This window comes from Alishewanella aestuarii B11 (genome assembly GCF_000280055.1).
Lineage (GTDB): Bacteria > Pseudomonadota > Gammaproteobacteria > Enterobacterales > Alteromonadaceae > Alishewanella > Alishewanella aestuarii.
In genome coordinates this window covers 92,779-113,737 of record NZ_ALAB01000041.1, presented here as the reverse complement: position 1 = coordinate 113,737, position 20,959 = coordinate 92,779, and the positions used below count along the sequence as shown (strand labels likewise).

Sequence of the window (20,959 nt, the reverse complement as noted above, 5' to 3'; positions counted from 1 at the left end):
CCAAGAAGCCAGCCTAGCGCTGGCTTTTTTTATGGCTGTGGATAAAAAAACCCGCTGCGAGGCGGGTTTTTTAGTGGCGGGTTAAGCTTATTTGGCGACAGGCAGTGTCGGATAGGTAATGCCGGCCATTTCGTTCATCACCCGGGTAACCTGTACGCTGTAACCGAACTCGTTATCGTACCAAACGTATAACACGCAGCGGTCGCCATCAACGATGGTCGCCTGTGAGTCAACCACACCGGCGTAGCGCGAGCCAACCAGATCGGATGATACGATTTCGGTTGAGCTGGTAAAGTCGATCTGATCCTGCAGTTCAGAGAACAAAGAGGTGTTTTGCAGGAAGTTGTTCAGCTCGTCTTTGCTGGTTTCGCGGTTCAGGTTCAGCGACAGAATCGCCATTGACACATTAGGTGTTGGTACCCGGATCGCATTACCGGTTAACTTGCCTTTCAGCTCTGGTAACGCTTTAGCGACGGCACTGGCAGCGCCCGTTGAGGTCAGTACCATATTTAATGGTGCCGCCCGGCCACGACGCTCGGCTTTGTGGAAGTTATCAATCAGGTTCTGATCGTTGGTATAAGAGTGTACCGTTTCCACATGACCATTACGGATACCGTACTCATCGTTCAGTGCTTTTAATACCGGTGTAATAGCATTGGTGGTGCAACTGGCCGCTGATACGATGGTGCGATCCGGGGTAATCATATGCTGGTTTACGCCATACACTATGTTTGGCACATCGCCTTTGGCCGGTGCCGTCAGCAGCACCTTGGCCGCACCCTTGCTCTTCAGATGTACCGACAAACCGACGTCATCTTTAAAGATACCAGTGTTATCAACCACCAGCGCATTGTCGATACCATAGGCTGTGTAATCGACTTCTTCCGGCGAATTGGCATAGATCACTTTGATAAAGGTACCGTTGGCTTTAATGCCCTGGTTTTCTTCATCGACTGTAATGCTGCCATTGAAAGGACCATGGATAGAATCGCGACGCAATAGGCTGGCACGTTTTTCCAGATCGCCCTGCTTACCGCCACGCACAACAATGGCTTTTAAGCGTAATTTAACGCTTGGACCAGAGCGCTCTAACATCAGACGGGCTAACAGCCGGCCGATCCGGCCAAAACCATAGAGCACCACGTCAACCGGCTTCACTTTATCTTCATGATCCAGAATTTGTGACAACTCACGGGCCAGATACTGCTCCAGCGTTAAACCTTCTGCGACGTTTTTGTACAGGAAAGCATAAGCCAGCTTACCGATATCAACGCGGCCTGGGGCCAGATTCATCTTGCTGATCGCTTCCAGTACCGGGAAACTTTCGCGTAACCGCAGTTTTTGCCCCTCGAAACGCTGCACAGTTTTGTGCGCTTTGATGATATCGATGATGGTAGCGTTGACCAGCGGACGGCCGTAAATCACGACTTCGATGCCTTTGTTACGGTACAGACGGCCAATAATTGGCAACATATTTTCGGCGTATTCCTGGCGCTCCTGCCAGCTCTTCTGGTACTGCTCTGCGTGTGATAGGGTCATGTTCAGGCCTTTTACTTCAATAAGATGAATTAATTGGAGTTGCCCTTGCCGCTTTTATGTAGGGTACAGCGGTTTTGAAAGGCGGCCTATTGTAATGGATTATGAAAGCCTACCACAACAATTACAGAATTTTTTAGACCTTGGTAGTATGTTGAAAGCGCAGCGATACCGAGTTGACACAGTAACGCTGCCCGGTTGGCAAGGGCCCATCGTCAAACACATGCCCCAAATGGGCATCGCAGGCGGCACAAAGAATTTCAATCCGGTGCATGCCATGGCTGTGATCCGGTTTATAGCTGACTTTACCCTCTATCGCCTGATAGAAACTCGGCCAGCCACAACCGGCATCAAATTTAGTCGCCGAATCAAACAACACGGTACCACAGCAGATGCAGTGGTAGGTGCCATCAGCCGTATGGTGCAACAATTCTCCACTGAACGGATACTCGGTGCCCTTTAAACGGGTGATCCGATACTGTTCGTCAGTCAGGCGTTCCCGCCATTGCTGTTCTGTTAGTTTCATCTGTACCTCAGCACATCACAGAAATTCTCACTTAAACCATTATACGCGGAAGCCGGCTAACAGATTATTTAATTCCCGTGCCATTTGCCGTAACTGGCTACTGGCGCCCGCTAACTGTGCTGCCTGTTCATGGGTTTGCTGCACCGCTTGGGCAATTTGCTCCATATTCTGGTTAATACCACCGGCAACCATCGCCAGCTCTTCGGTAGCACTGGCCAGTTGGTCATTGACGTCGGTGATCTGAGCAACAGCGCCATTGATACGCTGCAAGGCGCTACTGGCTTCAGAAGAACGGGCGATGGTCAGGCTGGTTTCCTGCTGGCTTTGTTGCATTGAACTGACGGCGCGGGCGGCATCCTGCTGAATTTCCTGCACCTTGCTGTTGATATCCTGAGTAGAGCTGGCCGAACGGCTGGCCAGGGTGCGGACTTCGTCGGCAACCACCGCAAAGCCCCGTCCCTGTTCACCGGCACGGGCGGCCTCGATGGCGGCATTTAGTGCCAACAAGTTGGTTTGCTCTGCAATGCTGCCAATCACCTCCGTCACGGCACCGATTTGCTGACTGCTGTCGGAGAGCTCCGATAACACCGCCGCTACTTGCTCAACTTTGCTTTGTAACTGATTAATAGCCTGTAAGGTTTGACCAACAGCCGCAGTACCGGCAGCCGCCTCACGATCGGCATCCCGTGCCGAATGTGCCGCCGTAGTCGCATTACGCGCCATATCATCGCAGGTGGTGCTCATTTCGTGCACTGCAGTCGCAACCTGGGTGGTTTGCTCCATAACCTGTTGCAGTAAGGCCTGACTTTGCTGGCTGGAACTATCCAGCGCCTCAGATTGCTGATTCAGCCCGCTCACCAGAGCCCGCTGCTGACCGATGAGTTCACGCAAGCGGCCAACCAGGGCAGCAACTGCGGCTAGCAGACTATCCTGATCACCTGCTTGCAGGCTAATGCTGGCGCTAAAATCACCGGCTGCAACCTGTTGCACCAATTGCCGGGTATAGGCAACCTCACCACCCAGCTGGCGCAACAACCAACGGCGGATATACAGCGAAACGGCAACTGTCAGTAACATCACCAGCACTATTACCAATGCCAGCCGTAAACCGGTTTGCCAGAACATCTTTTGCACATCATCAATATAGATGCCGGAGCCCAATACCCAGCCCCACTCCTGATCCGCAATCACATAGGACAGCTTGGTATAACGCTCCTCGGTAACACCACCACCGGGTAGCGGCTTGGTCCATTGATATTCAACAAAACCACTGCCATAACGGCCAATGGTCTCAACAAAGGTCACAAAGAGGTTTTGGTTATTCAGTTTTTGCTGCTGACGACCGTCGGGGCTACGCATTAACGTCGCGTAATTAAAACTTGGCCGGTCCAGTACTGTGCCCTCCAAAGCGGGCACGGTAGGATGCATCACCATTTTCGGGAAGGGCCGCCCCAGATCGTTGATCCAGATATACTCGACCTTGTCATAACGAATGGCACGGATCGCCGACAATGCAGCCTGTTGTGCCTGCTCCCGGCTTAAGGCGCCGCTTTTTTCCAATTGCTGGTAGTGCTTAACCAGGGTCATCCCCACATCAATCACCGCCACCACCCGTTGTTCGCGTCCTTCCGTCAGCCGTTGCTGCAGCGCATCCAGCGCCACGGCGGCAATCACCAGAAAGCCGGCTAACGCCAGTAACGGAACAATTAATAAGCGGCCCGCCGCGGTTGACCAAAATCCCATAGCCCTGCTCCTGTCGAATTTTTTGGTATTTTTCTTAAGCATAGCCGGATCTAAATAAATCGTGTAGAAGTTTCGCTATTACAGTAAGTTGTCGGCCGAAAACAACTAGCACCCCATATGGATAGAGCCATAGCGGCATTTTAGGTATAGTAGTCACCGATATCGAAAACCACCGCCAGAAGAGCCCTTATGCCGCAAACAACAACTCCTTTATACGCGCTACTGCTTGGCCCGGCTTTTATGCTGCTTACGTTGCTCACCACAGCGCCCTTTGGCATGAACCAGGAAAGCTGGCTGGTACTGGGCCTGACATGCTGGATGGCCAGTTGGTGGATCACTGAGGCGGTGCCAATCCCGGTGACCTCTTTTTTACCGCTGGTGATCGCACCACTACTGGATCTGAATAGCCTGGCGGCAACGGCGCAGCCTTATGCTCACCCGCTGATTTTCCTGTTTCTCGGTGGCTTTATTATTTCCATTGCGATGGAGCGCTGGTCACTGCATAAACGCATTGCACTGCATACCATGTTGCTGGTAGGCAGCAAACCCAGCCAGCAGATTGGCGGCATTATGATCGTCACTGCCTTTTTGTCGATGTGGATGTCAAATACCGCAACGGCAGTGATGATGCTGCCAATTGCGCTGTCGATTATGCAACTGTTGCACCAGGATCAGGAAGACAGCGCCTTTGGCAAAGCGATGCTGTTGGCCATTGCCTACGCCGCCTCTATCGGTGGTCTGGCGACCTTAATAGGCACCCCGCCCAACGCGCTGATGGCAGCCTTTCTTGCCGATAACTATCAGATCCAGATTGGTTTTGCTGAGTGGATGCTGGTGGGTTTGCCACTGAGCATGATTTTGCTGGCAATTAGCTGGCTCTGGCTGACCCGGGCCGCCTATCAGGTTGATAAGGTGGTTGCGGTTGAAACCAAGGGCTTATTCCGGCAACAACTGGCCACACTGGGCCGGATGCAACGTGGTGAAAAAGCAGTGCTGATCATCTTTGTGCTGACGGCGCTGTGCTGGACCTTCCGGCCGTTACTGGCCAGCTGGAGCGGCTTACCACTGGATGACACCACTATCGCCATGACCGCCGCGTTATTGCTGCTGGTATTGCCGTTGGATCGCAAGAATACCCGCATCCTGACCTGGGATGAAACCCAAAAGCTGCCGTGGGGGATTCTGATGCTGTTTGGTGGCGGCCTGAGTTTAGCCGCGCTGATCACCAAAAGCGGGCTGGCGACCTTTATTGCCGATCAGGTGATCCTGCTGGGTGATGTGCCGTTCTGGGTGATGATAGTGGTGGTCACCACAGTGATCGTGTTCCTGACCGAAATTACCAGCAACACCGCAACCGCAGCCGGCTTTTTACCGCTACTGGCCCCGGTGGCGCTGGCGATGTCCGGCACGCCGTTAACGCTGGTGATCCCGGCGGCCATCGCGGCCAGCTGTGCCTTTATGATGCCGGTGGCAACCCCACCCAATGCTATCGTATTTTCTTCCGGTCAGCTTAGAATTGCCGATATGGTTAAAGCCGGCTTTGCGCTGAATATCTTCTCAGTACTGGTGATCAGTGTCCTGACGTTAACCCTGGCGCGCTGGGTGTTTGGCTTTTAATCCAGCCTAAGCTTCCAATACAACCTGATATGCAAAAGCCCCGAGATTCGGGGCTTTTTTATGTGGTCAACTAAGCCGTGGTCAATTACGCCATGGCGCTTTACAGCAAACTCACCTGTAGCTGCTTTACTACCGCCAAGGCTTTAGCTGTCGCCGCCTCAGTGCTTTCTGCCAGCGCCAGCGCCACGCCCATTCGCCGCTCACCCTGCACTTCCGGCTTACCAAAGAGCCGCAGCTCCGTATCAGGTTCACGCAGCGCATCGGCTAAGCCGGCATACTGAATATTCTGGCTTTGCCCCGGCACCAGCAACACGGCTGATGCGGCCGGGCCGTACTGCTTGATTTGCGGAATAGGTAAACCCAGAATGGCGCGCGCATGCAGCGCAAACTCGCTTAGTTGCTGCGATATCAACGTCACCATACCGGTATCATGTGGCCGGGGTGACACTTCGCTAAACCAAACCTCGTCGCCTTTGATAAAGAGCTCAACACCGAATAAGCCTTTACCGCCCAGTGCCTCTACTACCGCAGTCGCATAGGCTTCCGCTTTTTGCCGTGCCATAGCTGACATCTGTTGTGGCTGCCAGCTTTCGCGGTAATCGCCTTTTTCCTGGCGATGCCCAATGGGCGCACAAAATTGGATCCCGGACACCGAATTCACTGTTAACAAAGTAATTTCATAGTCAAAATCGATAAAGCCTTCTACGATGATCCGGCCCTTACCGGCACGGCCACCTTCCTGGGCATAGGCCCAGGCCTGCTCCAGATCGGCATCCGAGCGCAGCACGCTCTGGCCTTTCCCTGAGGAGGACATAATAGGTTTAACCACACAGGGATAACCAATAGCCGCCACCGCAGCCAGAAAGCCGGCTTTATCTTCCGCAAACTGATAGGGTGAAGTCGGTAATTGCAGCTGCTCGGCGGCTAAACGGCGGATCCCCTCGCGGTTCATCGTCAGATTAACGGCTTTGGCGCTGGGCACCACGTTAAATCCGGCCTGCTCCAGCTCGAGCAATACCGAGGTGGCGATGGCTTCCAGCTCCGGCACTATCAGGCTTGGCTTTTCGCTGATCACCAGCTGGCGCAGTGCGGCGTTATCCAGCATCGAGATCACCACGGCTTTATCAGCCACCTGCATCGCCGGCGCATTCGGATAGCGGTCAACCGCAATTACTTCACAGCCGTAGCGCTTTAATTCAATACACAGCTCTTTACCAAGCTCACCGGCACCTAATAACAGCACCTTGGTGCTACTGCTGGTACCCGGGGTTCCGATTATCGTCGTCATTTAATTTTCACCATTGGCCGCTCTGGGTGGCTCCAATCTACGTGATAAGTCTTACCTTTGGCCTTGTCGGTACGCTCAAAGGTATGGGCACCAAAATAGTCGCGTTGCCCTTGCAGCAGGTTGGCTGGCAACACTGCAGTACGGTACGCATCGTAGTAACTCAGTGCTGAGCTCAGCGCTGCTACCGGAATACCTGCCAGCGAGGCATTGGCAACCGCTTTACGCCAGTTTTGCTGATAGACCGAAATTTGCTTGGAGAAAAACGGATCCAGCAGCAGATTCTCCAGCTCGTCGTTGCGCTCATAAGCTTCACTGATCGACTGCAGGAATACCGCGCGGATAATACAGCCGGCGCGCCAGATCTTCGCAATTTCGGCGAAATTCAGCTGCCAGCCCTGCTCTTCCGCTGCCGTTTTCATTAAATGGAAGCCTTGGGCGTAAACACAGATCTTGGCGCAGTACAGCGCATCATGCAGCATCTGAATCAGCTCCGCCTGCTGCGCTTCGCTATACAGGTTTTGCGCCGGACCCGCCAGCACTGTCGCGGCCTTGACCCGCTCGGTTTTAAGAGCAGAGATAGAACGGGCGTACACCGCTTCCGCTATGGTTGGCGCCGGGCTGCCCAGCTGCAGGCTACTGACCGCAGTCCACAGGCCGGTGCCCTTTTGGCCGGCTTTATCGACAATCACATCGACCAGCGGCAAGCCGGTTTCACTGTCTTTGGTGGCCAGCACCTCGGCACTGATGCCAATTAAATAGCTATGCAGCGGGCCTTCATTCCAGCGCCGGAAAATGTCGGCAATCGCCAGCGCCGACATACCCAGCACATCGCGCATCACCTGATACACTTCGCAAATCAGCTGCATATCGGCATATTCAATGCCGTTATGCACCATCTTCACATAGTGGCCTGAGCCGCTGGGGCCAATATAGCTGGCGCATGGCTCACCTTCTTTAACCGGATTACCCGGCTCAAAGCGTTCGATAGCTTTGCCGGTGGCCGGATCAACCTTGGCCGCAATGGCCTGCCATAAAGGTTTAATCCGGGTCCAGGCATAGGGATCGCCACTTGGCATCAAGGAGGGGCCAAAACGGGCACCGACTTCACCACCGGAAACGGCGGTGGAGAAAAAGATAAACTTGCCTTCAAAGCTCTTTTCCCGCGCGACAGTATCGGTCCACAGGCTGTTACCGGTATCGACCACGATATCATCGGCCTGAATGCCGGCGTCAATCAACTTGTGGCAGACATCATCTACGGCTTTACCGGCGGGAACAGAGAGAACAATCAGATGGGGGGCAGAAAGGCGGGATAATAATTCGGTGTAGGAGCTACAGCCAATTACCCGCGGCGGCTGGTCACCGCGCTCTGCGGTATCCTGCGCCAGCACGGCTTCGAGCTTTTGCAGATCGAGGTCAAAGGCCGCCACCCGGTAACCATGATCTGCCAGGTTTAAGATCAGGTTTTTGCCCATTACGCCGGCTCCAACGAAGCCGATATCACACAGTGGTGTGTTGTCTGTCATTTGACGATCCTTTAAACAGCAGAGAAATGCGCCTTGGCGCGGCTCGAAAAATGGCCGGCATTATAGCCGAATAACCGGCATAAGCCTACTGCCAGACTGACAGGCTGTGCGCCGTTTGCAGCCATTGGCTGGCTTGCAGCGGTTTAACCGGTTGTAAACCATCATCCAGCGCGGTATCAAACACCAGTTGCCGGCTGTTGCCCGGAAATAACACGGCTTCGTTACGGGCCGAACCATTTATCAGTACCAGCAGGCTTTGCTGGCTGTTGGTATTGATAATCTCCAGCATACAGCAGTTAAGTTCGGCCTGATGCCAGTGTTGTTCCTGCATCGGCGTGGCATCGAGTAAATACCAGTGCACCTGATGTTTGTCACCATGCAGCTGATACTGATCGTCCAGTAAACTCAGCTGCTGCAGGCAACTAAACTGGCTACGCAGTGCCATCATCTGGCGTACAAACTGCAAAAACTTCGTGCTATGACCATCCAATTGCCAGTTAAGCCAGGAAATCGGATTATCCTGACAGTACGCATTATTGTTGCCATGTTGGCTATGGCTGAGCTCATCACCGCCCAGCCAGTGGATAATGCCTTGACTCAGCAGCAAAGTGGCCACCAGATTACGCTTATGCTGATAGCGGGCGGCGACGATTGCCGGATCTGAGCTTGGGCCTTCGACGCCATGATTGCAGCTCAGATTATGGCTATGACCGTCCCGGTTTTCTTCACCGTTCAACCAGTTATGTTTATGCTGATAACTGACCAGATCCTGCAGCGTAAAACCATCGTGATAACACAGATAATTGACACTGCAACTGGCCGGCTTATGGTGCTTTTGGAAAATATCGCGTGAGCCCAGTAAGCGGGTGGCAAATTCCGGTAAGGTGCCACTGTCACCGCGCCAGAACGCACGGCAGGTATCGCGGAACTTGTCGTTAAGCTCAGACCAATGCGCCGGAAACTGCCCCAGATGGTAGCCAAAGGGCCCGACATCCCAGGGCTCGGCAATCAGCTTGGCCTGCGACAGCACCGGATCCTGAGCAATAATTTGGAAAAAGGCCGCATAGGGATTAAAGCGTTTATGCTCACGGCCCAGCGTTACCGCCAAATCAAAGCGGAAGCCATCAACCTGCATCTCAGTCAGCCAGTACCGCAGCGCGTCCAGCACCATTTTTTGCAGCGCCGGGTGTGACAGGTTTAGCGTATTACCACAGCCGGTAAAGTTGCAGTAATTCTGATAATCAATCATTTCACCATGGCTGTGAAACAGATAATACTGGCGGTTGGCCAGACCGCGGAAACTGAGCACCGGGCCATCTTCGCCCGCTTCAGCGGTGTGGTTAAAAACGACATCCAGAATCACTTCCAGCCCGTGCTGATGCAGGGTGCGAACCAGAGTTTTAAACTCCTGCACCGCATCTTCTACCTGATAGCGTGGCTCGGGTGCAAAAAATGCCAGCGGGTTGTAACCCCAGTAGTTGGTAAGCTTCAGACTGCTTAAGCGTGGCTCTGCCATAAAGGCCGCCACCGGCAGTAACTGCACCGTAGTAATACCCAGTGCTTTTAAATGCGCGATCACCTCTGGCTGACACAGACCAAGGTAGGTACCGCGCAATGCTTCCGGTACCGCCGGATGCTGCATGGTCAGGCCCTTGATATGCGCCTCGTACAGTACGGTTTTTTCGCGTGGGATCTGTGGTTTAGTGACGCCCTGCCAGTCAAACTCAGTGCTACTGAGTACGCCTTTGGCCAATGAATAGTGACTACGGCTTACATATTGCTGTTCATGCCAGTACTGCGGCCGGTTTAACTGCCGGCAATAGGGGTCCAGTAACAACCTGTTACTGTCAAACAATAAGCCGCGGTCTGGCTGGTTCGGGCCTGCGGCTTTTAGCGCATAGAGGGTGCCGTCAGCGACGCCCTGCAACTGCAAATGCCAGATCTCACCGGTGCGGCCACTAAAAGGAATTTCCGCCAGCAGCTCTTCCGTATCCGGGCGAAATAAACACAGTTGCAGCCCGGTCGCATCCGGGGCATAGACGGCGAAGTTCCAGCAGCCGGCACTCAGTTGCGTTGGCCCCAATGGCGCCGGCTTGCCAGGACTCATTTTGAGCAGTGCTATCTGATCGGCCATCGCGCGGATCCTAAGGTTTAACTCGTAAATAGAGGGTTGCCAGCGGTGGTAAATTCAAGCTCAGCCGCCGTGGTTGGCCCTGCCAGGCTTCAGCAATACTGACCAGTGCCTGTTGCTGCACCGGATAATTACTGCCCCAGAAATACTCACTATCGGTATTGAGGATCACTTCAAACTCGCCCTCTTCCGCCACGCCAAGCGCAAAATGCTGGCGCGGCACCGGCGTAAAATTACTGACCACGTAAATACGCTGGCCGGCCGCATCCTGCCGGAAAAAGCTCAGCGTACTATGGGTTGCATCCTGATGCTCCAGCCAGCCAAAGCCCGCTGGCTCATAGTCTAGCTGATACAGCGGTGCGCAGCGCCGATAAGTCAGGTTCAGATCGCGGAACAGCTGCTGTACCCCACGGTGCTTATCATAGCTTAAGAGCTGCCAGTCCAGACTCTGGGTATGATTCCATTCGCGGCTTTGCGCCAGCTCATTCCCCATAAAATTCATTTTCTTACCCGGGTGCGCGTACATAAAAGCAATATAGGCACGTAAGTTCGCCGCCTGCTGCCACTCATCGCCCGGCATTTTTTGCAGTAAGCTGCCTTTACCATGCACCACTTCGTCGTGCGATAACGGCAGGATAAAATTCTCGTTATAGGCATACACCATCGAAAAGGTCAGATCGTTATGATGATACTGCCGGTAAGCCGGGTCCTTACTGATATAGCGCAGACTATCGTTCATCCAGCCCATATTCCATTTAAAGCCAAAGCCCAGGCCACCAATATCGGTCGGCCGTGACACCATCGGGAAAGACGTCGACTCTTCGGCAATGGTCATGGCATTAGGGAACTTGCTATACACTTCGCGGTTAAGCCAGCGGAACAGACTAATGGCTTCATAGTTATGATTGCCGCCGTCGATATTCGGGATCCATTCCCCGGCTTTGCGCGAGTAATCCCAATACAGCATCGAGGCCACCGCATCAACGCGGATGCCATCGATATGAAAGTGCTCCAGCCAATACAGCGCACTGGCTACCAGAAACTGGCGCACATAATCCTTACCAAAATCATAGATGCAGGAATTCCAGTCCGGGTGCCAGCCACGGCGCGGATCGGCGTATTCATAAAGATGCGAGCCGTCAAAACGGGCTAAACCATGACCATCTTCCGGAAAATGCGCCGGTACCCAGTCAAGAATAACGCCGATACCGGCCTGATGGCAGGCATCGACAAAGGCTTTAAAATCATCCGGATGGCCAAAGCGCGAGGTGGGGGCAAATAGCCCCAGTGGCTGATAGCCCCAGGAACCATCAAACGGATGCTCCATCACCGGTAACAGTTCGATATGGGTATAGCCCAGATCCAGCACATAAGGGATCAGCTGCGCCGCCAGCTCACGGTAATTAAGCGGTTGATTGTCCGGCCCGCGGCGCCAGGAGCCCAGATGCACTTCATAAATACTCATCGGGCTCTGATATGGATTGGGCGCAGTGCGGTTTTGCCAGGCCTGATCCTGCCACTGATACTGCTGATGATCGTAAACCAGCGAGGCATGCGACGGATATTGCTCAGCATAAAAGGCCAGCGGATCGGCTTTGTGTGGTAACAGATGACCATGCTGATCTTTAATTTCAAATTTATAGCGCACGCCGGCGGCTACTTCCGGCAGCACCAGCACGAAATGGCCACAGTCGGTGCGTTGCATCGGATGGCAGCGGCCATCCCACTGGTTAAAGTCACCGACCAGACTGACACTGCTGGCATTGGGTGCATAGACGGCAAAACGGGTTGCCGGCAGCCGTTTGCCGGCGACATCCAATTCAATCAGTTGGGCGCCAAGCTGCCGGTACAGATTTTCCGGCTGATGCTGTACAAAGTGCACCGCATAATAGGCTTGCTCAGTAAACTGATAAGGGTCAAACAACTGGTGCTGATAGCGGCCCTGGGTAACCTGTAACCGATAGGGCACCGCCTTACGCTTAGTGGGTAACTCCAGCACAAACAAACCGGGACAACTGCTATCGGGCGTTAACTCACCTAACAGTTTATTGGTTTTGCTATCGAAAGCACTGACCGCACTGGCATGCGGCAGATAGCAGCGCAGCAACAGGCCACGCGCTTTCCCGTCCTGCATTCGCGGCTGCCAACCTAAAAAGCCAAACGGCTGATTTAAACGGGCTTCGGTTAACAGCTGTGCAGTCATGATTCTGTCCTTAATAAAATGTCTGAGAGTTACCTGAATGGGCCTTACGGCGGCTTATTTATTGGCGTCGCAGCGCCGTTAATTGCTGCAATAAGGCGGCAATATGCGGCTCTTGCGTCCACTGTTCCAGCGGCTGACTCAATTTGCGCCGCCAGTTTGGATATTCATTACTGGTACCAGGCACATTCACCGGCTGGGTCATTTCCAGCCAGTCTTCAATTTGCAGGCATAACAGCTGTTGGGCGCCGGCGGCCAGATGCTGCTGCATGGCGAAATTCAAAGTGCGGTCCATGGCAAGCTGGTCGACACTGCGCGGGTAATCAGCCGGTAAGCGGCCATGACCGTGCAGCGAATCTAAAATACGCTGTTTATTGGCATGGCGCTGCTGATAGAGTTGCTGCAGTTGGCCTTCGTCGCGATACAAGCCCAGTTGCTGGCCCAGTTTTAAGTCTTCACAATGCCAGAAACCGATTAAGGTTGGCAAATCGTGGGTACTTAAGGTCGCCATCGCCTGCAGCGGATAATGTGCCGGCGAAATATAGCCGCCATCCGGCGCGGTTTCAAAGAAGAAGACCCGGTAGGAATAGATACCGAATTGCTGCAGTAACTCGCGGATGCCCTCAGGTACGGTGCCCAGATCCTCGCCAATGACTACCACCTGCTGACGCTGACTTTCCAGCGCCAGAATGCCCAGCAGATCCATAATAGGGTAATAAACATAGGCACCGGAGCCGGCATTAGCCGCCGTTTTTGGTACCCACCATAGCCGCAGCAGCGCCATCACATGGTCAATCCGCAGCGCACCGGCATGCTGCATATTGGCACGCAACAGCTCAATAAAGGGTTGATAGCCCTGCTGGTACAGCTGAAACGGCTTCATCGGCGGCAAACCCCAGTTTTGGCCGGTCGGTCCCAGTGGATCCGGCGGCGCACCGACACTGGCGTCACGGCAATACAGCTCAGGATTACCCCAGATCTCGGTGGAGGCCTCGCTGACGCCAACCGCTAAATCACGATACAAACCTAATAACATGCCCTGCGCTGTTGCCAGTTGCTGGGCCTCTGAGAGCTGCTGCTGCGCCAGGAATTGCAGATAAATGTAAAAATCCAGCTCAGCTGCGTGCTCAGCAGCAAATTGCTGCACGGCGTCGCTGTCCGGATCCCGGTATTGCTCTGGCCAGTTTGGCCAGCCCCAGTATTGGCTGTCTTGCTGATACAGCCAGGCATGCAGCGCATCATATAGCGCCAGCTGCGCTAAACTGTTGCCGCCGGCGGCTTTAAAGGCATCAAAGGCGGCAGCCAGTTCAGGCTGCGCGGCTTTGTTGTCGATAAACCACTGATAACACAGCTTTAATGCTGGCAGCTTTAGTGCCATCACGGCCGGGTAATCGACCCAGTCCTGCTGCCGCGCTGCCACTATTGCCTGTTGCACCGCAGGTTGCTTTAGATGCGCCTGTAGCGCCGCGTTATCGTTAAAGCCAGGTGTGGCGGTCACATCAAGGTAAATAATATTGAGCCAGCGCCGCGACGACGGGCTATAAGGGCTGGCATTATCCGCTAAGGCCGGATAGAGCGCATGAATGGGGTTAAGACCAATAAAATCTGCCCCCTGCTTCGCCAGATAGCGGATCAGCGCTTGCAGATCGCTAAAATCACCGATCCCCCAGTTGCGCTCCGAGCGCAGCGCATAAAGCTGGATCGCACTACCCCACTGTTTGCGCTGGCTAAACTCTGCCGGTTGATAACAATGACCAGGGCTGATAATCAGTTGCTGGTTGACCAGTAAATCGGTACCACTGCAGCGCAGCTCCAACTGATGGTAACCGGCTGTTAATGGGTAGGCGATATGATGCAGATACTGCTGATACTCTTCGCCATCTAACACCACCACCTGTGTCAGCTCGCCATCTACCGGCAGCAGTGGCCACTGCTGTGTTGCGCCCTGCTCAGTAGTCAGCGTCAGGGTAAAATCGGTATTCGCCAGCGCCAGTGGCACCATCACCTCCAGCTGCCAGCCCAGCTCATCTTGCTGCTGCACCGATACCGGCGCGATCAGTTGTTGCCAGTAATCCAGTTGCCGCTGTAACAGCTCCTGACGGCAGGCGGCTTCATCTTGTACCGGATATCCCATGGCACTGAGCAGCGCTAACTGATCCGGCTCGCTGACCTGACACGGCTGCCCCCAGGCATCATTAAAGGTGGTTTCAATGCCGTTAAAGGCAATCAGTTCGGCGAGTAAGACGGCGTCCATTGGAAATCCTTGTTTTTATGTGCCTAAAATAGAGTCTGCATGCTTGTTATGCTAAAGAGCAGTCTATTGTAAGGAGCGGTTTGCAGCTTGTCATGGTCATTTATGTCATTAAATTACAAAGTCAGCAACAAAAATGCTTTTAAGCTTGAAAATTGCCCTGAATAATGTAATTTTACTACAAATACCTGATGAATACGTTTTCAAACAGTTTAACACTTTAACAGCGGGGTTCTTATGACTATTCGTGTTGCGATTAATGGTTTTGGCCGGATTGGCCGTAACGTGCTGCGGGCACTGTATGAAAGCAGCAAAAGCTATGACATTAAGATCGTAGCCATCAACGATCTCGGCGATGCGGCAATTAACGCCCACCTGTTAAAGTACGACACCGCGCACGGTATTTTTGCTGCCAACGTCAGCCACGATGACAAAGCCATCTATGTGAACAATGACGAAATCCGTACCCTCAGCGTGCGTAATCCGGCCGAGCTGCCGTGGGCCGAGCTGAAAGTCGATGTGGTACTGGAATGTACCGGCCTGTTCACCGATCGTAAAACCGCAGGCGCCCATTTAACTGCCGGCGCGAAAAAAGTCATCATCTCAGCACCGGGTAAAGATGTCGACGCCACTGTGGTCTACGGCGTAAACCATCAGATCCTGACGCCTGAGATGAACATTATCTCTAATGCGTCCTGCACCACCAACTGCCTGGCGCCGGTAGCCAAGCCTCTGTATGAAGCTTTGGGTATTGAATCTGGTTTAATGACCACCATCCACGCCTACACTAACGATCAGCGCTTAAGTGATGTTTATCACACTGATGTGCGCCGGGCCCGCGCCGCGGCAATGTCGATGATCCCGACCAAGACCGGCGCCGCTGCTGCTGTCGGTTTAGTGGTACCAGAGCTAAAAGGCAAATTTGATGGCCTGGCAGTACGGGTGCCAACGATTAACGTATCTTTAGTCGACCTGACCTTTATTGCCGGCCGCGATACCACGGCGGAAGAAGTGAACGATATTATCCGTAAGGCTGCCAGCAGCGGCCCAATGAGTGAAGTACTGGCGGTGAACGATCTGCCGCTGGTATCAATTGACTTTAACCACAACCCAATGTCGTCGGTATTCGATGCCACTGAAACCCGGGTACTGGGCCGGCTGGTCAAAGTGATGAGCTGGTACGATAATGAGTGGGGCTTTAGTAACCGTATGCTGGATAACACGGTTGAGCTAATGAAGTTCTAATTGTCTCCTGCTAATCACTACAGCCAGCTTTTGCTGGCTGTATGCATTTTAAGGCAGTGGATTTAACACGTTATTTTACCACCCGTTGAGCGAGTAATAAGGAATCAGGATGTCGCAGACAATATCGCAAATCAGTACCCAGACCGGCTTTGCCCATTTAACTGACCTGCCCTGCCTGAAATTAGTCTGCGGCCAGGCCTCGGCTGTGATCTCGCTGTATGGTGCTCAGTTGTTATCCTATCAGCCAGTGCCCGGGCGCGAGCTGCTATGGCTATCCCCGAAAGCGGTCTGGCAACAGCAACAAGCGATCCGCGGCGGCGTGCCGGTATGTTGGCCCTGGTTTGGCCCGGCGGGCAAGCCCTTTAATACCAGCGCGGCTAAACTGCCCAACCATGGTTTAGTGCGTAACCGACTGTGGCGTCAGGTGCAGGCGGAGCCGTCGGCACAGCAAGCTTTGGTTACCTTAAGCATCGATGTTGATGATATCCCGACACTGCATAACAGCGTAACGTTAAACCTGACGCTGAAGCTGACCACAGACACTCTGACTTTACAGCTGGACTGTGCCGAGCCGATGCTGCAACAAGCTGCGTTACACAGCTATTTTGCGGTACCGTCACTGTCAGACACCCGTGTAAGTCCTTTACCCGGCGCCTATCTGGATAAAACACTGGGCGGCGAGCGGGTGCAAAGCACTGCGCCGGTTCGCTTTGAGCGGGAAATTGATCGGGTGTATCCAGAGCCAGCGGCAGAGCTGCTGTTAGAAAGCGGCGCACAGCAGTTAAAAATCAGCCAACAGGGCCAGGATGCCACTGTGGTCTGGAATCCGTGGCGGGAACGCAGCCAGGCCATCTTTGATCTTGAAGCAGACGGCTATCAGCAATTTGTCTGTGTTGAGACAGCACGGCTGGATTTGACCTCTGCAGCGCCATTACAGCTGTGCCAGCACCTTACCAGCTTGACGTAAAATCGATCAGCTGCAGTTGCTGCTGCCCGCTTGCGGTTTCCATCGTCAGCGTCAACTGCCAGCGCATTTGCGGATCGGTACAGGCGCCGAGCAAAAACTCCGCTTGCCAGACGGTGCCCTCTGTGTCGCTGACCTTACGCCAGTGTAACGGGATCCGCCCCATATACATCGAAATGCCGCGAATTTCACCACTAAGTTGCTGAATATCAAGGTTTGTTTTCACCGTTAGCGTCAGCGGGCTTTCCACCGGTATTGTTGCCGGACTGATTTGTACACTCAGGTCAGCGGTTTGCAGCAGGGTCAGCTGGCTGTTATCATTAGCGGCGGGTGTACAAGCCTGCAGTACAAATAAAAAAATGAAACATAACACTAACTTCACTGCAAACTTCATCTCAGGGTAATGCCTGCTAAACTCGTAGAAGTGGCTATCTTAGCGCTAACAACAGGCAAAAAACCAGCAACAGGCCTAATTGCCTGAAAATTGAACAGCAACTTTGTTCTACATCATAAAATAGGCGGCTTCGCCTATCTTTTATGGGGTAAAGGCCTTATCATTCGGGCCAAATAAAGTGGGTACAACCAACTGTATCAGCTCTTGCAGCGGACGTAGCCACTTATAATAAGAAGGGCCACCCTCAGGTGGTATTTTAGTAACCAGCAAAACTGCAGCGGAACTCAACATGAGCCAGACCAAACCGTTAAATGTTGAATACAACTATAGCGTTGTCCGCCTCTTTGCCATCACTACCGTTCTTTGGGGTATTGTTGGCATGGTGGTGGGTGTGTTAATTGCAGCCCAGTTATACTGGCCGGCGCTTAACTTTGATACACCTTGGCTGACCTACAGCCGTCTTCGTCCTCTTCATACCAACGCGGTGATCTTCGCCTTTGGTACCAGTGCTTTATTCGCCACCTGTTACTACGTGGTACAGCGTACCTGTCAGGTAAGGTTGTTCGCGGAAAAGCTGGCCATGTTTACTTTCTGGGGCTGGCAAGCCGTTATCGTGGCTGCGGCCATTACGCTGCCGATGGGTCTGAGCCAAAGTAAAGAATACGCTGAACTGGAATGGCCAATTGATATTCTGATTACCATTGTTTGGGTCAGCTTTGCTATTGTATTCTTCGGCACCCTGATTAAGCGTAAAACCAGCCATATCTACGTGGCAAACTGGTTCTACGGTGGCTTTATTATCACTGTTGCCGCGCTGCATATCGTCAACAGCATGGTTATCCCGCTGCATTTAGGTAAGTCTTATTCGATCTATGCCGGTGCCGTCGATGCGATGGTCCAGTGGTGGTATGGTCATAACGCCGTAGGCTTCCTGTTAACTGCAGGTTTCCTGGGTATGATGTATTACTTCGTACCAAAACAAGCAGGTCGTCCTGTCTACTCTTACCGTTTATCGATCGTCCACTTCTGGGCGCTGATTGCGCTGTATATCTGGGCGGGTCCACACCACCTGCACTACACTGCCCTGCCTGACTGGACTCAGTCCTTGGGTATGGTGATGTCAGTGGTGCTGTTCGTACCAAGCTGGGGCGGTATGATCAACGGTATTATGACGCTGTCAGGCGCCTGGCATAAGCTGAAAACCGATCCAATCTTACGTTTCCTGATTGTGTCACTGTCTTTCTATGGTATGTCGACCTTCGAAGGTCCGATGATGGCCATCAAGTCAGTGAATGCACTGTCACACTACACTGACTGGACCGTAGGTCACGTGCACTCGGGTGCGCTTGGCTGGGTTGCCATGATCTCTATCGGTGCTATGTATCACCTGATCCCGGCCGTATACAACAAAGACGGCATGTATAGCTTAAAACTGATCAACACCCACTTCTGGCTGCACACCATCGGTGTGGTGCTGTACATCGTAGCAATGTGGATCAGCGGTATTATGCAAGGCATGATGTGGCGCGCAGTTAACACGGACGGTACTTTGACTTACAGCTTTGTACAAAGCCTGGAAGCCTCAATGCCGTTCTATCTGATGCGCTTTATTGGTGGTGTTTTTGTCGTCGCCGGTATGTTGCTGATGGCTTACAACGTCTACAAGACAGTAAGCAGTAAAACACCAGCAGCCCAACCTGCTGCAGCAGCCGCCTAAGGAGAGCGAAATGTCAAAAAATCATCACGAAAAAGTCGAAAAAAGCGTTGGTTTACTGGGCATTTTCACCATTGTCGCCATCAGCTTTGGTACCTTAGTGCAAATCACCCCGCTGATGTTTCTGGATGAAACCACCCAGCCGGTCGATGGCCTGAAACCTTACACTGCCCTGCAGATGGAAGGCCGGGATATTTTTATCCGTGAAGGTTGTACCAACTGCCACAGTCAGATGATCCGCCCGTTCCGTGCCGAAGTGGAACGTTATGGCCACTATTCGGTTGCCGGTGAGAGCGTGTGGGAGCACCCGTTCCTGTGGGGCTCGAAGCGCACTGGTCCTGACCTGGCTCGGGTTGGCGGTCGCTATAGCGATGACTGGCACCATGCGCACCTGATGGATCCCCGTTCAGTTGTACCCCAATCCAATATGCCGGCCTATCCCTGGTTAGACCGTAATATTCTGGATGGTAAATACACGGCCCGTAAGCTGGAAATCTTCCGTGGCTTTGGTGTGCCTTATACCGACGAAGATATCGCCGGTGCTGCAGATGCAGTGAAAGGTAAAACCGAAATGGAAGCCCTGATTGCCTATCTGCAATCACTGGGCACAGCCCTGAAGTAAGCGCTATGGAATTTGCAACAGTTCACAGCATTTTGACCGTGATCCTGTTCGTTGGCTTTGTCGCCTTTGTTATCTGGGCTTACAGCAAGAAGCGTAAGCCAGATTTTGATGAGGCCGCTAACCTGGTGTTTGACGACGAACCGGATTCAGAAAAACAACATTCAAAACGGGAGAAGGAGCATGAGTAGCTTCTGGAATCTTTGGATTTGGGTACTGACTATCCCAGTATTAGTACTTTGTGTAGTGCTGCTGGTGTGGAACCTGAAAAACTATGTCGGTGTGCCGGAAGACGAAACCACCGATCATGAAGTGGATGGCTTAAAAGAACTGAATAACCCCCTGCCAAAGTGGTGGACCTATATGTTCTTCGCCACCCTGATTTGGTCGGTTTTCTATCTGGCTGCTTATCCGGGCCTGGGTAACTATAAGGGTTTCCTGAACTGGACCAGCTCTAACCAGGGAATTAAGTCTCTGGAGGAATCACGCCAGGCGGTGGAGTTAGCCCGCGCTGAAGGCCGCCATGTGCAGCTGGATGTGGAAAATGCCCGTGCCGATGAGGTATTTGGCCCGGTGTTCCAGGCGTTCGCCAAACGTGATGTGCTGGATCTGGCCTATGATACCGAAGCCCTGAAGATCGGTCAGCGCTTGTTCCTGCAGAACTGCGCCCTGTGTCACGGCTCAGACGCCCGCGGTCAGCGTGGCTATCCGAACCTGACCGACAATGACTGGTTATATGGCGGCACACCGGAGAAAATCAAAGAAACCCTGCTATACGGTCGTAAAGCGGCCATGCCAGGTTGGGAAGCTGCGCTGGGCGATCAGGGTATCCGCGAGATGACGGCCTATGTACTGCAACTGTCTGGCCGTGCGGTAAATGAAAAAGACGCCGAAGCCGGTAAAGCCAAGTTTGGTATGTGTGCCGCCTGTCATGGTGTTGATGGTCGCGGTAGCGTGGCGCATAATCTGCCGTTTGGCGCGCCAAACCTGACCAATAATATTTGGTTATACGGTGGCTCTGCCAAGGATATCGAAGAAACGCTGCGTCATGGCCGTTTTGGTGTGATGCCAGCCTTTAAGGAGACACTGGGCGAAGATAAGGTACATATCCTGACAGCCTACGTCTATCGTCTGGCGAATCCGGAAGACCTGCGCTGACACTCAGCCTGACATTCTGTTAGAATCTAAGCCCCGTTCCGGGGCTT

Annotated in this window: 16 protein-coding genes; 7 read left to right on the top strand and 9 right to left on the bottom strand. The window is 53.1% G+C overall.

Annotated features, from left to right (window positions below):
• Nucleotides 1-87: 87 nt before the first annotated feature.
• The 3 genes from AEST_RS15935 to AEST_RS15925 all read right to left on the bottom strand — a co-directional run bounded on the left by AEST_RS15935 (nt 88) and on the right by AEST_RS15925 (nt 3,805).
• Nucleotides 88-1,539 carry a glyceraldehyde-3-phosphate dehydrogenase gene (locus tag AEST_RS15935; protein WP_008610286.1) on the bottom strand — a complete coding sequence of 484 codons (1,452 nt, stop codon included), beginning with the start codon at nt 1,537-1,539 and terminating at the stop codon, nt 88-90.
• A 133-nt stretch (nt 1,540-1,672) separates the two neighbouring features.
• Nucleotides 1,673-2,062, bottom strand: coding sequence for a peptide-methionine (R)-S-oxide reductase MsrB (gene msrB / locus AEST_RS15930; protein WP_008610285.1), 390 nt, complete (start codon nt 2,060-2,062; stop codon nt 1,673-1,675).
• A 39-nt stretch (nt 2,063-2,101) separates the two neighbouring features.
• The gene (locus tag AEST_RS15925) at nt 2,102-3,805 is read right to left on the bottom strand and encodes a methyl-accepting chemotaxis protein (protein WP_008610284.1); all 1,704 of its coding nucleotides are present in this window, start codon (nt 3,803-3,805) and stop codon (nt 2,102-2,104) included.
• 189 nt (nt 3,806-3,994) lie between these two features.
• Between AEST_RS15925 and AEST_RS15920 the strand changes: the two genes are divergently transcribed.
• Nucleotides 3,995-5,422: an SLC13 family permease gene (locus tag AEST_RS15920; RefSeq protein WP_008610282.1), complete on the top strand. Its 1,428-nt coding sequence runs from the start codon at nt 3,995-3,997 to the stop codon at nt 5,420-5,422.
• 100 nt (nt 5,423-5,522) lie between these two features.
• Here AEST_RS15920 and purT read toward each other — a convergent pair whose 3' ends face one another.
• From purT to malQ, 5 genes are all read right to left on the bottom strand, one after another.
• Nucleotides 5,523-6,701: a formate-dependent phosphoribosylglycinamide formyltransferase gene (purT, locus tag AEST_RS15915; RefSeq protein WP_202948025.1), complete on the bottom strand. Its 1,179-nt coding sequence runs from the start codon at nt 6,699-6,701 to the stop codon at nt 5,523-5,525.
• Between the two features lie 5 nt (nt 6,702-6,706).
• Nucleotides 6,707-8,236: an NADP-dependent phosphogluconate dehydrogenase gene (gene gndA / locus AEST_RS15910; RefSeq protein WP_008610280.1), complete on the bottom strand. Its 1,530-nt coding sequence runs from the start codon at nt 8,234-8,236 to the stop codon at nt 6,707-6,709.
• 85 nt (nt 8,237-8,321) lie between these two features.
• Nucleotides 8,322-10,370, bottom strand: a complete 2,049-nt coding sequence (gene glgX, locus AEST_RS15905; protein ID WP_008610277.1) for a glycogen debranching protein GlgX — start codon at nt 10,368-10,370, stop codon at nt 8,322-8,324.
• Between the two features lie 10 nt (nt 10,371-10,380).
• A complete protein-coding gene (gene glgB / locus AEST_RS15900; protein ID WP_420794945.1) occupies nt 10,381-12,573 on the bottom strand; it encodes a 1,4-alpha-glucan branching protein GlgB in 2,193 nt (730 codons plus the stop codon).
• A gap of 55 nt (nt 12,574-12,628) precedes the next feature.
• Nucleotides 12,629-14,821: a 4-alpha-glucanotransferase gene (gene malQ, locus AEST_RS15895; RefSeq protein ID WP_008610275.1), complete on the bottom strand. Its 2,193-nt coding sequence runs from the start codon at nt 14,819-14,821 to the stop codon at nt 12,629-12,631.
• Nucleotides 14,822-15,055: 234 nt separating this feature from the next.
• On the opposite strand from malQ, the gene gap reads away from it, so the two are divergent.
• Nucleotides 15,056-16,063, top strand: a complete 1,008-nt coding sequence (gene gap / locus AEST_RS15890) for a type I glyceraldehyde-3-phosphate dehydrogenase (RefSeq protein WP_008610273.1) — start codon at nt 15,056-15,058, stop codon at nt 16,061-16,063.
• A gap of 109 nt (nt 16,064-16,172) precedes the next feature.
• On the top strand, nt 16,173-17,030 hold the full coding sequence (locus AEST_RS15885; protein ID WP_008610272.1) for a D-hexose-6-phosphate mutarotase: 858 nt from the start codon (nt 16,173-16,175) through the stop codon (nt 17,028-17,030).
• Here AEST_RS15885 and AEST_RS15880 read toward each other — a convergent pair.
• The gene (locus AEST_RS15880) at nt 17,014-17,400 is read right to left on the bottom strand and encodes a hypothetical protein (RefSeq protein WP_238534625.1); all 387 of its coding nucleotides are present in this window, start codon (nt 17,398-17,400) and stop codon (nt 17,014-17,016) included. The genes AEST_RS15885 and AEST_RS15880 overlap by 17 nt on opposite strands.
• Before the next feature lie 310 nt (nt 17,401-17,710).
• Here AEST_RS15880 and ccoN point away from each other — a divergent pair, with 310 nt between their 5' ends.
• The 4 genes from ccoN to ccoP are packed head-to-tail and all read left to right on the top strand — an operon-like array spanning nt 17,711 to nt 20,912.
• Entirely contained in the window at nt 17,711-19,138 is a 1,428-nt protein-coding gene (gene ccoN / locus AEST_RS15875) for a cytochrome-c oxidase, cbb3-type subunit I (protein ID WP_008610270.1), read from the top strand.
• A gap of 10 nt (nt 19,139-19,148) precedes the next feature.
• On the top strand, nt 19,149-19,757 hold the full coding sequence (gene ccoO / locus AEST_RS15870) for a cytochrome-c oxidase, cbb3-type subunit II (protein ID WP_008610268.1): 609 nt from the start codon (nt 19,149-19,151) through the stop codon (nt 19,755-19,757).
• Between the two features lie 5 nt (nt 19,758-19,762).
• Entirely contained in the window at nt 19,763-19,945 is a 183-nt protein-coding gene (locus tag AEST_RS15865) for a cbb3-type cytochrome oxidase subunit 3 (protein WP_008610266.1), read from the top strand.
• Nucleotides 19,938-20,912, top strand: coding sequence for a cytochrome-c oxidase, cbb3-type subunit III (gene ccoP / locus AEST_RS15860; RefSeq protein WP_008610262.1), 975 nt, complete (start codon nt 19,938-19,940; stop codon nt 20,910-20,912). Before AEST_RS15865 ends, ccoP begins: the two co-directional genes overlap by 8 nt.
• Nucleotides 20,913-20,959: the final 47 nt, after the last annotated feature.

Coding starts and splice junctions, on each gene's coding strand:
- AEST_RS15935 (WP_008610286.1), bottom strand. CDS start 1,539: ATGACCCTATCACACGCAGAGCAGTACCAGAAGAGCTGGCAGGAGCGC.
- msrB (WP_008610285.1), bottom strand. CDS start 2,062: ATGAAACTAACAGAACAGCAATGGCGGGAACGCCTGACTGACGAACAG.
- AEST_RS15925 (WP_008610284.1), bottom strand. CDS start 3,805: ATGGGATTTTGGTCAACCGCGGCGGGCCGCTTATTAATTGTTCCGTTA.
- AEST_RS15920 (WP_008610282.1), top strand. CDS start 3,995: ATGCCGCAAACAACAACTCCTTTATACGCGCTACTGCTTGGCCCGGCT.
- gndA (WP_008610280.1), bottom strand. CDS start 8,236: ATGACAGACAACACACCACTGTGTGATATCGGCTTCGTTGGAGCCGGC.
- glgX (WP_008610277.1), bottom strand. CDS start 10,370: ATGGCCGATCAGATAGCACTGCTCAAAATGAGTCCTGGCAAGCCGGCG.
- malQ (WP_008610275.1), bottom strand. CDS start 14,821: ATGGACGCCGTCTTACTCGCCGAACTGATTGCCTTTAACGGCATTGAA.
- gap (WP_008610273.1), top strand. CDS start 15,056: ATGACTATTCGTGTTGCGATTAATGGTTTTGGCCGGATTGGCCGTAAC.
- AEST_RS15885 (WP_008610272.1), top strand. CDS start 16,173: ATGTCGCAGACAATATCGCAAATCAGTACCCAGACCGGCTTTGCCCAT.
- ccoN (WP_008610270.1), top strand. CDS start 17,711: ATGAGCCAGACCAAACCGTTAAATGTTGAATACAACTATAGCGTTGTC.
- ccoO (WP_008610268.1), top strand. CDS start 19,149: ATGTCAAAAAATCATCACGAAAAAGTCGAAAAAAGCGTTGGTTTACTG.
- AEST_RS15865 (WP_008610266.1), top strand. CDS start 19,763: ATGGAATTTGCAACAGTTCACAGCATTTTGACCGTGATCCTGTTCGTT.
- ccoP (WP_008610262.1), top strand. CDS start 19,938: ATGAGTAGCTTCTGGAATCTTTGGATTTGGGTACTGACTATCCCAGTA.